This is a genomic window from Leeuwenhoekiella sp. H156, assembly GCF_052218455.1.
GTDB classification, from domain to species: Bacteria; Bacteroidota; Bacteroidia; order Flavobacteriales; family Flavobacteriaceae; genus Leeuwenhoekiella; species Leeuwenhoekiella parthenopeia.
This window is the reverse complement of record NZ_CP197499.1, coordinates 2,565,136-2,578,019: the sequence shown is the minus strand read 5'-3', so window position 1 is coordinate 2,578,019 and position 12,884 is coordinate 2,565,136. Positions and strand designations below refer to the sequence as shown.

Genomic DNA, 12,884 nt, shown 5'->3' with positions numbered 1-12,884 from the left:
TATTATGAAAAAAGTACTTTTTGTTTTAACAAGTCACGATAAATTGGGAGACACCGGTAAAAAAACCGGGTTTTGGATTGAAGAGTTTGCCGCTCCCTATTATTTTCTACACGACAAGGATGTAGAGATCACCCTGGCCTCTCCAAAAGGTGGTCAACCACCAATTGACCCATCAAGTGAAACAGAAGATGCACAAACCGAAGCTACCAAACGTTTTCATAAAGACGAGGCGCTTCAACAAAAACTGGCTTCCACGTTAAAACTAGCTAGCGTAGATCAGGAAGGTTTTGATGCTATTTTTTACCCGGGAGGTCATGGTCCGCTCTGGGATCTTGCAGAAGATAAAGATTCTATCGCCTTAATCGAATCTTTTTACAACCACAACAAGCCCGTGAGCGCAGTATGTCACGCTCCTGCTGTGTTTAAGCACGTAAAAGACAAGGACGGAAACTATCTGGTAAAAGGGAAAAAAGTTACCGGTTTTACCAATAGTGAAGAGGAAGCAGTACAATTAACTGATATTGTGCCTTTCCTGGTTGAAGATATGCTGAAAGAACGCGGCGGACTGTACGCCAAAGGTGACGATTGGTCTGTATTCACTCAGGAAGATGGTCTTTTGATAACCGGACAGAACCCGGCTTCTTCAGAAAAAGTAGCTGAGATTTTATTAGCTAAAATTTCCTAGAAACGGAAAGTTTCAAAGTATATAGAGGCTGTCTAAAAAGCAAGGACGAGTCATATTGAGCTTGTCGAAATATTTTCAACCTACTGATTATCAAGATTGGTTTCGACAGGCTCAACCTGACAACTCCAGTTAATAAGAATTTTTAGACAGCCTCTTTTTTTATTTTGAATTTAGAGCAGCATCACTTGCTTTTAGCCTGCTCAAAATCGATGATTAATTCTTCAATTACCTCAGCCATCGGTTTAATGTCGTGAATGCATGCGCTTACCTGGCCTATTTCGGGAGCTCCTTAAAACTTACGCTCTTTTACCCCTATTTTATAAAGCAGATTTGCTCCGTACCAACTTCAATCTTAAGAAGGCTCCTATTAAACATACTAGCTTTCAGTTATTTCCAATTTTAAATCTTTCTATAAAGGCAGGATAGAACAGGTTACTCCTTTTAGACCCCTTGCTTATTTTTAAATGTTTTTAACATTAGCGATATCGATTTCGCTATCAAAGGATTAATAGATGAAAAAATTTACGCTGATCTCACTCAAAATTTGCACGATACTTTTTGGTTTTCTGTTTTTAGCGGCTTGCGATTCAGACGATACTTTAACAGTGATGCCACAGGACGACAATGTGGCTCAATTGAAAACATTCTCGATTAAGCCTGGTGAAAACCGGGTCAAAATCGAGGGTACGGTTCCTGCCGGAGCAGATATCGAAGAAGTTGTGGTTTACTGGAATGACAGAGCTAATTCGCTGCGAATTCCAATTTCTCCGAGCAATGAGGAACAACAATTTTCGGAATACATTCCTAATCTTGAGGAACGGGTTTATACTTTCGAGATGCAAACATCAGATGGCTCCGGTTCTGGCTCTGCCATTGTAACAGGCGCTTCAGAAGTGTATGGTGCCTCGTATCGCAACACACTTTTAAACAGACCGGTTAGCAACTCCACCTTAGCTCAGAGTAAACTGGACATTCAGTTTGACGGAATGGATTTTAGCACCGGACCCATAGGTATTGAGCTTAGTTATGAGAATACTTCAGGAGAACTTCAAAACGTATTCTTTCCCATAAGCCAGGACCGTGTTATTCTTAACGACTATAAACGCAATACCAATTATAAATACCGAACGGTTTTTGTACCATCGCCTTTGGCAGTAGATACTTTTTACATTGATTACAATAGTATTACCCCTCAGGTCGAATTCCCCGAACTAAAAAACAATGCTGTTCCTTTTAGTGCAACTTCCGTAAGTGGACGCTGGGGTGTTCTTGCTGACTGGACCACCACTGCACCTGTTTTAATACACCCAGGAGGACATGGAGGCTGGGACCAATGGAATGGTAATATATTTAATATGGAATCCGGCTGGGGAGCTTCAGCAATCAACAATGGTAAAATTTATCAAAGCGTAGAAGCCCCGGCAGGAAATTATGCTCTTGAAATATCGGTGCGTGACAGTAACCATAGCGAGACCGATGAAGGAGGATCTTATTTTGTAGTTTCCAAAGGTTTTGAACTACCGGACGTTAGCGATGTAACAACTGATTCTGAAGTTCTCGTTTTTGAACGCATTCATACCACAGCATACGTAGCAAATATGCCTGAAATATACCGCCTGGAGTTTTCTTTAGACGAAATCACTGACATCACTATTGGTCAAATTACTACGCAATGGGGACAAACACCCGGGCGCTTTTGCAATATATTATCCTTTGAACTGATTCCCGCAGACTAGCATTTGCATTAGTTGTTTTATTGCTTCCGGACATTTCAGAATCTCGATTAGAGACGCGAAGTGTCCGGATTTTTTAGTTCAATACCTGTAAGAGCTCCATTATGGGAAATATTTAACTCGTGCTGTTAAAGAACTATTTATTCATACACAGAAAATTGATAATCAAAAAATTACAATTGAAAACCCCCGAAAACAGCCGCTGCTTGCTTAACAGAACTTAACAGCTTCCGGTTTTTTTTAGCAATTCTTAAAAATTCCTCTTGACCAAATAGCGCTACTTTAGTCTCAACTTTTAAAAATTCAAAAAGATGAGAAAACTAATTTTATATACCGGAATAAGCCTTTCACTTGCATTTTTTATTGCCTGTGACCAAAACGAATCTAAAAACGATTTGGCAGAAAATAAATCTGAAATCCCGGTTGAAAAACCCGAGCCTCCTGCAGAAGAAGTTATTCCGGAAGGTTATGAGATTTATAAAAGTCCCAAAATGAATGAGCAGTGGAATCTGAGTTTCATGTACCCGGAGCGAGCTTCAGTCGAAGCAGCGGGCAACGGACTAACCATCAAATATTCGGGTGAAGACAATTCCTTCTATGGCGGACTTACCGACGGTTTTATTATGAATATGACCTGGATGAATGCCGAAGAGGCGACCAGGCATCTGAACGCTAAGAATGCCGAAGAAATGGGAAATTATACGGTTTATAGGTATAAAGCTCCAAACAGTATTGGTTCTGCACAGGTAGATCATATTTTAGTGCCTATTGAAGAATCATCTCAGGGCGAGGCTTCTTATGTTGACTTTGCTACCTCCGTTCGCGGTAAATCTAAAGCAGAATACAACACCATGATTGTAGCTATTTTGGAATCTATGCAGTGGGAACCTGTCGCTACGGAACAATAATCCTGATAGATAAAAAGTAAAAGGGCTTCGAATGAAGCCCTTTTTTATTTTGAATTTAGAGCAGCATCACTTGCTTTTTCGCCTGCTCAAAATCGATGATTAATTCTTCAATTACCTGAGCTACCGGTTTAATGTCGTGAATGAGAGCACTCACCTGTCCTATTTCGAGTTCGCCTTCTTCCAGATCGCCTTCAAACATGCCTTTTTTTGCCCGGGCTCTGCCCAATAAATTGCTCAGTTCCTCTTTTGTAGGTGCCTTAGCATACAGGGCTTTCACATCGTTGTAAAATTTATTCTTCAGCAGACGTACCGGTGCGAGTTCTTTCAAAGTGAGTTCGGTATCCCCTTCTTTCGCCTGAACGACGAGATCTTTAAATGCCTGATGGCCGCTGCCTTCTACCGTAGCGACAAACCGGCTTCCCATTTGTATGCCGTCTGCCCCGAGAACCATAGCTGCCAGCATTCCGCGGCCGGTCGCGATACCTCCGGCTGCAATTAACGGAATAGCTAATTGCTCCTTCACGATAGGAATAAGCGTAAAGGTGGTGGTTTCTTCGCGGCCGTTATGTCCACCGGCTTCAAAGCCTTCGGCCACGACGGCATCTACCCCGGCTTCCTGAGCCTTCAAAGCAAACTTTACACTGCTTACCACGTGTACGACGGTTATTCCCTGTTCTTTGAGATACGAGGTCCAGCTTTTAGGATTTCCGGCACTGGTAAACACAATTTTGACTCCCTCTTCAACTATGATTTGCATCAATTGATCAATATCGGGATACAATAGCGGTACATTAACCCCGAAAGGCTTATCGGTCGCAGCCTGACATTTCTGAATGTGCTGGCGTAAAATTTCAGGATACATAGAGCCTGCGCCAAGGAGTCCCAGACCTCCGGCATTACTCACTGCCGAGGCAAGTTCCCAGCCGCTGTTCCAGACCATTCCGCCCTGAATAATGGGATATTTAATATTGAAAAGTGAGGTGATTGTATTCAAAACCGGTTTTTATGAAATTACTCCCGAACCCAAACATTCTGCACCCTCGTACCAGGCTACAAACTGCCCTTCACTAATGGCAGATTGTGGTTCGTCAAATGATACATACATGCCTTCCTCTACCTTGTGAAGCATCGCTTTTTGCAAAGGCTGTCTGTATCGTATTCGCGCTTCTACCTCGCGCACTTCACCGGGCTGTAGTGCCAGGTCTTCCCGTATATAATGCACTTCATCTTCCTGAATAAACAGTGCGCTACGCAAAAGACCGGGATGTTCTTTACCCTGACCGGTATAAATCACATTTTCTTCAACATCTGTATCCAATACAAAAAGTGGCTCGGGTGTTCCTCCCACGGCAAGTCCCTTACGCTGACCTTTGGTAAAATAATGAGCACCCTGGTGTTTGCCCACAATTTTACCGTCGGTAAGTTTGTATTTGGGCTTCTGAGCCAGAGTTGCAACGTCGCTCAAGGCCACAGCCGCACCGGCTTCTGATTCGGTATGTAAGGCTTCAATTTTCTCTCGTGCAGTTTGGGCAGTGATTTCGACAATTACGCCTTCTTTCGGCTTTAATTTCTGCTGAAGAAAATCGGGTAAGCGCACTTTTCCTATAAAACACAATCCCTGAGAATCTTTCTTTTCCGCAGTAACTAAATCCTGCTCTTTGGCGATTTTGCGCACTTCACTTTTCTGAAGATGGCCAATTGGGAACAAGGTCTTGGCAAGTTGCTCCTGCGAAAGCTGGCACAAAAAATAAGACTGATCTTTATTAGCATCTGCCCCGGCAAGCAATTGATAAACCGGTTTGCCATCAACTTCAACTTCCCCTTTTTGGCAATAATGGCCGGTCGCGACATAATCTGCACCCAGATCGAGCGCAATTTTCATAAACACGTCAAATTTGATTTCGCGATTACAGAGCACATCTGGGTTTGGGGTGCGTCCTTTTTCATATTCCCGAAACATATAATCTACAATGCGCTCTTTGTACTGCTCACTCAGGTCAACCGTTTGAAAGGGAATTCCAAGCTTTTCAGCAACAAGCATCGCATCGTTACTGTCATCGAGCCAGGGGCATTCATCAGAAATGGTAACTGAATCATCATGCCAGTTTTTCATAAAAAGACCAATTACCCGGTATCCTGCCTCTTTCAGCAAATAGGCCGAAACACTACTGTCTACTCCCCCGCTTAAACCTACAACCACTGTTTTCATAAGTCTGTTTTGAATGTGAACTGTTCTGTCGCTATTGAATCTGCAAATTTACAAAACAATTGGTGCACTTTAAGAAATCAGCAAATGACTGAGCTAAAAGGATTTAGTCCTGTTAATTACAATTTTGTTTAACTTTTTTAACTTATTATTAAACAAATTAGGAGTGTTCAAGGTGTAGCTTTAGCATAATTAACAAATCAAATAGCTATGAAACATTTAAAACAAACACTCAAAGCCCTCTTACTGGTTGTGCTCACCGCTGGATTTACCTCGTGCAGTGACGACGATGATAACGGCAACATCATTGAACAGGATACTACTATTGCAGGTCTGGTATCCGGTAGTACTAACTTTGAAATCTTGCTTGCAGCTGCCACGCGTGCAGATCTGGTAACCACACTCTCTACAGTCTCAGACACGCGTCTCACGGTCTTTGCTCCCAACGATGCTGCTTTTGTGGCTTACCTTGACGTAAATACTGAAGCAGATGCCATTGCAACCATAAATGCATTACCCGTTGCTACCGTACGTAATTTATTACTCAATCACGTATTACCCACTGCGGTTACTGCGTCTGAAGTAACCACCGGGTATGTAAAATCTTTGGCAGAAAATAGTACTGAAGATAATTTAGACTTGTATATATCGGTTTCTAACAATGTTGTTACCATCAACGGTGATGCAGAGGTTATTGAGCCTAACGTTGTCGCCGATAATGGAATCATTCACGTTGTGGATGCTGTAATACCTGAGGCCACCATTGCAACTTTTGCTACGGCTGATTCTAATTTCTCTACACTTCTAGCTGCAGTAGCTCAGGAAGAACTTGCAGCTACACTTGCGGGAACAGGTAGTTTTACCGTTTTTGCCCCAACTAATGCCGCCTTTGTAGCATTAATCAATGCAGATCCAAATGATGGTATTAGTAGTGCTGCAGACATTCTAGCACTTGGAAATGCCGGTACCAGCACTACCAGTGTACTGGATAATATTTTGAGACATCACGTTTTAGGAACTGCCGTTCGAGCTGAAGCTTTGAGCACTACAGGTGCTACACCAGCAACCCCATTATTTGCCGGTGGCGGTTTAAGCATCGATGCGACAGTAACTCCACCTACAATTACTGATGGATCAGGAACTACTCACGACATCATTGCAAAAAATATTACAGCTACAAATGGCGTGGTTCACGCAATTGACGGGGTATTAATGCCCGAATAAGTTTCCCCTAAAATTCCCCTAAAATGAAAAAGCCCTTCAGTTATTTACTGAAGGGCTTTTCTATTGAAGTTGGGACAAAAAAGATTATTTATTCTTTTGTTGCTTCTCGGCCTGGTCCATCATTTCAGAAAACTTCTTGCTGAAACGGTTTTGCTTTTTCGGCTTTGCCTTAGCGGTCTCAATTTTAGCGTGAATGCGCTGTTCATCCAGAATAAAATTCTTGATCACCAGCATAATCCCGATCGTAATGAGGTTTGAAACGAAGTAGTACAAACTCAATCCACTCGCGTAGTTGTTGAAGAAAAACAACATCATAATCGGCGACAGGTACATCAGGAATTTCATATTCGGCATTCCCGGCTGACTCGTTTGCTGCATCGTCTGCCCCGTGGTCATCGTCATATAAATAAAGATGGCGATAGAAGCCAAAATTGGGAACAAACTCACGTGGTCTCCGTAAAACGGAATGTTGAACGGCAAATCGGCTATTTTATCATAGCTCGAAAGGTCATCTGCCCACAGGAAGCTTTTCTGTCTTAATACAAATGCCGAAGGGAAAAAGGTAAATAAAGCATAGAAAACGGGGATCTGAAGCAATCCGGGAATACATCCGCTCAACGGACTAGCACCGGCTTTGCTGTACAGCTTCATCGTTTCCTGCTGCTTTTTCATAGGGTTGTCTGCGTACTTCTCGTTGATCTCGTTGATCTCGGGACGCAGTACTTTCATCTTGGCCTGAGACAGGTATTGCTTATACTGTACGGGCGAAAGCAATAACTTGATCGAAACCGTTAATAAAATTATGGCGATTCCGGCAGGAAAGTAGGCTACCAGAATATTAAAAAACGGAATAATCAGGTATTTGTTGATCCACCCAAAAATACCCCAGCCCAAAGGCATAGCCTCATCCAGACCGCGGTCATAGTTATTCAACACCTGATAATCGGTAGGGCCAAAATAGAAATTCATCGCATTGTTGAGCTCGCCGTTAACCGGTTTAAGCTGCATACTCGCCGCGTATTTCTTAGTAAAAACAGTATCTACTTCTTCATCTTCAACCAAATTCTGAGACTTAAAGGTAACCTCATCAAATGGCTGATCGGTCAATAAAATCGAACTGAAGAAATGCTGACGGAAATTAAACCAGTCTACATCGGTCTCTATAGCGTCATCCTCACCGCTCTGATCGAGTTTATCGTGATCACCGCCTTCATATTCATACGTAAGGCGGTTATAGCGGTTTTCATAGGTAATACTCTTCGCATGACGATAGCCTTTCAGTTCCCAATCCAGATTTAAAGGCTGTGAAGTATTAACTACATTTTGCAGGCCTACGGTTTTGATACCAAAGCCCATCATATAATCATCGGGCTTCAGCGTATAGCGATATTCCAGATACTCAGAATCTGAAACTTTCAGCTTCATCGATAACACCTGGTTTTCACCTTCGGTGGTTAACTTCGGCTCAAAATATAAGTTTTCACTATTCAGGGTTCGGTTATCGGTAGTGCTGAAGTTCAGGTTAAAACGGGTGTTTCCGTCTTTAATCAGGTAAACCGGTACCGAGTCGTAACTCTTGTAATTTTTCAGCTTTGCTTCTGTAATAAAACCACCTTTATTACTCACTTTTAGCGCTAAAACCTCGTTTTCAATTTCGGTAACTGCATCTGTTGCAGAAGGTAGGGTGGCCGAATAAGCAAAACTTCCTAAGGTCGCCTTATAACGCTCCTGCGCCAGAGAGTCGTTTTGCGGTGCTGCATCGGCAACCGCAGATTCGGTTGGTGTTAGTGCAGGATTCTTTTTAGCAGCTTCAACCTGCTCCTGTTTGGCCTTTTCTGCCTCCAGCTCTTCCGGGCTAGGCTGGTTTTGCCATAACATAAACAATAAAATAGCTCCTATAAGCAGGAAGCCTATCATCGATTGTTTGTCAAATTTCTTTTCTTCCATAAGTCCTTGAGGCATCACTGCCTTTTTATCGATTGTCTTTTAGTATTGTTCCTTGCGGAAAATTTTCGCCCGCGAATATACGGTCTCTGATGCATTCAAGAATAAGCCCAGCAATTTGTTTTATGCCACATTGGCGGTATTTCACCTCAAACCCGCCACGCTTAAGCTATTCTTTTTCAAAATGATATCTGCTCTTGAGATTATCCCTGTGCTTTTTTTGACTTGCTAAATTTTACAGCAGCCTGTACATAGGCTACAAATAAGGGATGTGGGTTGGCAACGGTACTTTTATATTCGGGATGGTATTGCACGCCTACAAACCAGGGATGGTCTGCCAATTCTACAATCTCTACCAGACCGGTTTTGGGATTGGTTCCGGTGATGTTGAGTCCGGCTTTTTCCAAAACATCGCGGTACTTATCATTAAATTCATAACGATGGCGATGGCGTTCTGCAATAATTTCTTTACCGTAAACGCCGCTCACAATGCTTCCGGGTTTTAATTTGCATTCCCAGCTTCCCAGGCGCATCGTACCACCCATATGTTTCAGGTCTTTTTGATCTGCCATAAGGTCTATCACAGGGTTTGGGGTATTGGCCTGCATTTCTACCGAATTGGCTTCGGTAATACCGGCCACATTACGGGCAAATTCAATCACCGCCATTTGCATCCCCAGGCAAATCCCTAAAAACGGAATTTTATGCTCGCGGGCATACTGTACGGCTTTTATCTTACCTTCGATACCGCGCTCGCCAAAACCGGGAGCCACTAATAAACCATCCAGTTTGGCAATTTTGTTATCAATCACATCCTGCGAAATGAACTCCGAGTGAATAGGCTCTACCTTCACTTTCACCTCATTCTCTGCACCGGCGTGGATAAAGGCTTCCAAGATCGATTTATAGGAATCCTGAAGCTCCACGTATTTACCAATCAAACCAATGGTAACCTCAGCCTGCGGATTTTTATGCCTGCGCAAAAACTCATTCCAGCGGGTGAGCACCGGTTCGGTTTCGGTAGATAAATTTAATTTTTGAAGGGTAATGGTATCCAGACCTTCTTCGAGCATCATATTAGGCACGTCGTAAATGGTAGACGCGTCAATAGACTGAATGACCGCTTCTTTACGCACGTTGCAAAACAAGGCCAGCTTTTCGCGTAGGTCATCGCTTAGTTCGTGCTCGGTACGACAAACCAGAATATCGGCTTTAATACCGCTTTCCATCAGGGTTTTTACCGAGTGCTGCGTGGGTTTGGTTTTTAATTCGCCGGCCGCCGAAAGATACGGCACCAACGTAAGGTGGATTACCAGTGCATTCTCATCGCCAAGTTCCCATTTTAGCTGACGTACCGATTCGATATAGGGTAAGGACTCAATATCCCCTACCGTACCGCCTATTTCGGTAATGATGATGTCGTAATCGCCGGTTTTACCCAGCTGCTTGATGCGTTCTTTGATTTCGTTTGTGATATGCGGCACCACCTGTACGGTTTTTCCTAAAAACTCGCCGCGACGTTCTTTTTCGATCACACTTTGATAAATACGACCGGTAGTTACGTTGTTAGCCTGAGAGGTGTTTACATTTAAAAAGCGCTCGTAATGGCCCAAATCCAGATCGGTTTCTGCACCGTCATCGGTCACATAACATTCGCCGTGCTCGTATGGATTGAGCGTCCCGGGATCTACGTTGATGTATGGATCTAATTTTTGAATGGTCACGCGATAACCCCGTGCCTGCAATAATTTGGCCAGTGAAGCTGCGATTATACCTTTACCTAATGAAGAAGAAACCCCGCCCGTGACGAAGATGTACTTAGTGTCTGCCATCTGTATCGTGAAAATAAATTAAGCTCTTTTTAACATAAAGAGCGCGTCTACGGGATGCAAAGGTAGGGATTTATTGGCGAACCCTTTTAGCCCTTTTTGGTATTATTTTTTGGGTTTTCTTTTCGGTTGGGGCGCAGGATATTGGCGCTTGATTTTATAGATCAATTCTTCCAGACCATTCACTTTAATCTCATACATCTGCTGCATCATCAGGCCGAGCTTGCCTTCGGGGAAGCCTTTCTGCTTAAACCAGGTGAAATAATATTCGGGCAGGTCTACCAGATACCGGTCTTTGTATTTGCCAAAAGGCATTTTGTAATGCGCCAGTTCGATGAGTTTTTCAGGATCCAAATCAGACGATTTTTATGTTGAAGGCCGAAAGCAGTCCAGGAAGACCTTCTTTGCCGAAAATGGCTCCGGCAATTTTATTGAGCTGCGGGTGAATTGTGTAGTTTTCTGCGGAAGAAAAATCGGTTCGCTCCAGACGGGTATGATCAAACGTAGCTCCGGAAAGATCACAACCGGAAAGGGAAATACCCGAAAGATTGGCTTCGGCAAAGTCTACATCAACCAATTTACAGGTATTGAAGCCTGAATTGGTCAAATCTACCTGATAAAAGCTGCTGAAATTAAGCGTACAGCGCGTACAGGTAATCTGAAACAAGATCGGTGCACAAGCCTCAAATGCCAGACCCAGCATTTTACAATCTATAAACTCACATTCCTGAATAGCCGTTTTTATTAGTTTAGCTCCGCTCAGATCACAGTTTTCAAACCTACAATTGGTAAAACTCAAACCCGAAAGATTGGCTTTGGCAAACACACAGTTTCTAAAGATGCATTCTTCAAAATCAGCTTCCAGTGGTTTTTCGGCGAAATTATGCCCTTCAAAAAGTTGGTCTGTGATCAGTTCGTTCATCGTTTAGGAATTTTCAGCCTGTTTCAATCGGATCAGCTTTCGGCTTAAATAATCAAACCGAATATACAACAAGACCGCCGAAGCACTAAGCCCCGCCAGCAAGCCATACCAGATGCCCTGACTGCCCGCCTGATCTTCCTGCCCAAAATACCAGGCCACCGGAAAACCAACCAGCCAGTAGGCCAGAAAACAGATTCCTGTTGGGATATTTACGTCCTGCAAACCACGTAAAGCACCTAAAATCACCACCTGCAAACCATCACTCAATTGAAACAAGGCAGCCACAATCAGCAATTGCGCGGCAAGCACAATTACCTCCACATTATCCAGATAAAAGGTAGGCAGAATATCTTTCAGCAATATAAAGCCCAGTGCAAACACGGCTTCAATGAGAAACACCTGCAGAAACAGCGAAAACGCGATGCGTCGCATATTCTTAAAATCGGCTTTGCCTTTTTGATTCCCCACGCGAATGGTCGCCGTAACGCCAAGCCCCACGGCAATCATAAAGGTCATCGCCGCCAGATTGAGGGCGATTTGATTAGCCGCCTGAGCATTAGTCCCCAAAAGCCCCGAAAGAAAAATACAGGAGGTGAAGAGTGAAACTTCAAAAAGCATTTGCATTGCGGTGGGAAAACCCAGGTCAAAAAGACGCTTAAAAATGGGCCATTGAAACGCTTTTCTGCGCGTCCACACAAAATAAGGTTTGAATTTATCTTTCCTTTTTAAAATGTAATACAGCATCCACAGCATAAAAAAGCGGGAGATGAGGGTACCCCAGGCTGCACCTACCAGTTCGAGTCTTGGGAAAATCCAAAACCCGTAAATCAGAATAAAGTTGAAAAATACATTCACCACATTTGCAACCAGTGTGGCATACATCGCGTAACGCGTGTTTGAGAGTCCGTCTGCAAATTGCTTAAACGCCTGAAATACCATCAACGGGATGAGTGAAAACGCCACAATATCCATATAGGGCAGTGCCAGCTCCACAACCTCTACCGGTTGATTAAGCATATACATTATGGGTTTGGCCAGGAGCAATAACAGAAATAATAAAACGCCATTTAGGGTACACATGACGATGCCGTGGTGAAAGTAATTGCGACCCATCGCGGTATCCCCGGCACCGTCTGCTTCGGCAACCAATGGGGTAATCGCAAACGAAAAGCCAATGCCCAGCGACAGCGCAATAAAAATAAGACTGTTGCCCAGCGATACCGCGGCCAATTGTGCGGCGCCCAGCCTCCCCACCATCAGGTTATCGGCCAAAGCAACCAGAATATGGCCCAATTGTCCCAGCATTACGGGATAGGCGATCTTAAAATTTTGACGGAATTCCTGCGTGTATTTAGTAAACAAAACTGCCATTTTTTAGGAAGTGCAAAAATACCTTTTAAGTTTAAGATAGCAGACGATGACGGATGCCAAGT

The 12,884-nt window shown here is 43.4% G+C and carries 11 protein-coding genes; 4 read left to right on the top strand and 7 right to left on the bottom strand.

The annotated features are described in order from the left end of the window. The first annotated feature begins 4 nt into the window (after positions 1 to 4). From ACSSS3_RS11265 to ACSSS3_RS11255, 3 genes are all read left to right on the top strand, one after another. Entirely contained in the window at positions 5 to 685 is a 681-nt protein-coding gene (locus tag ACSSS3_RS11265) for a type 1 glutamine amidotransferase domain-containing protein (protein WP_442844701.1), read from the top strand. Positions 686 to 1,197: 512 nt separating this feature from the next. Beyond that, a complete protein-coding gene (locus ACSSS3_RS11260; protein ID WP_442844700.1) occupies positions 1,198 to 2,421 on the top strand; it encodes a DUF4998 domain-containing protein in 1,224 nt (407 codons plus the stop codon). A gap of 308 nt (positions 2,422 to 2,729) precedes the next feature. After that, entirely contained in the window at positions 2,730 to 3,326 is a 597-nt protein-coding gene (locus ACSSS3_RS11255; protein WP_442844699.1) for a hypothetical protein, read from the top strand. Between the two features lie 55 nt (positions 3,327 to 3,381). Here ACSSS3_RS11255 and ACSSS3_RS11250 read toward each other — a convergent pair whose 3' ends face one another. Beyond that, positions 3,382 to 4,320 carry an NAD(P)H-dependent flavin oxidoreductase gene (locus ACSSS3_RS11250; RefSeq protein ID WP_442844698.1) on the bottom strand — a complete coding sequence of 313 codons (939 nt, stop codon included), beginning with the start codon at positions 4,318 to 4,320 and terminating at the stop codon, positions 3,382 to 3,384. Between the two features lie 9 nt (positions 4,321 to 4,329). After that, a complete protein-coding gene (gene mnmA, locus ACSSS3_RS11245) occupies positions 4,330 to 5,535 on the bottom strand; it encodes a tRNA 2-thiouridine(34) synthase MnmA (protein ID WP_442844697.1) in 1,206 nt (401 codons plus the stop codon). A gap of 207 nt (positions 5,536 to 5,742) precedes the next feature. Here mnmA and ACSSS3_RS11240 point away from each other — a divergent pair, with 207 nt between their 5' ends. Beyond that, the gene (locus ACSSS3_RS11240; protein ID WP_442844696.1) at positions 5,743 to 6,756 is read left to right on the top strand and encodes a fasciclin domain-containing protein; all 1,014 of its coding nucleotides are present in this window, start codon (positions 5,743 to 5,745) and stop codon (positions 6,754 to 6,756) included. 84 nt (positions 6,757 to 6,840) lie between these two features. On the opposite strand, the gene yidC is transcribed toward ACSSS3_RS11240, so the two are convergent. The 5 genes from yidC to ACSSS3_RS11215 form a co-directional block, all read right to left on the bottom strand. Next, entirely contained in the window at positions 6,841 to 8,703 is a 1,863-nt protein-coding gene (yidC, locus tag ACSSS3_RS11235; protein ID WP_442847422.1) for a membrane protein insertase YidC, read from the bottom strand. 200 nt (positions 8,704 to 8,903) lie between these two features. After that, on the bottom strand, positions 8,904 to 10,532 hold the full coding sequence (locus tag ACSSS3_RS11230; protein ID WP_442844695.1) for a CTP synthase: 1,629 nt from the start codon (positions 10,530 to 10,532) through the stop codon (positions 8,904 to 8,906). Positions 10,533 to 10,634: 102 nt separating this feature from the next. After that, positions 10,635 to 10,883, bottom strand: coding sequence for a DUF3820 family protein (locus tag ACSSS3_RS11225; protein ID WP_189319455.1), 249 nt, complete (start codon positions 10,881 to 10,883; stop codon positions 10,635 to 10,637). Between the two features lies 1 nt (position 10,884). Then, positions 10,885 to 11,451 carry a pentapeptide repeat-containing protein gene (locus tag ACSSS3_RS11220; RefSeq protein ID WP_442844694.1) on the bottom strand — a complete coding sequence of 189 codons (567 nt, stop codon included), beginning with the start codon at positions 11,449 to 11,451 and terminating at the stop codon, positions 10,885 to 10,887. A 3-nt stretch (positions 11,452 to 11,454) separates the two neighbouring features. Continuing rightward, positions 11,455 to 12,822 (bottom strand): MATE family efflux transporter, encoded by a 1,368-nt coding sequence (locus tag ACSSS3_RS11215; protein WP_442844693.1) that lies wholly within the window; start codon positions 12,820 to 12,822, stop codon positions 11,455 to 11,457. Positions 12,823 to 12,884 lie beyond the last annotated feature (62 nt).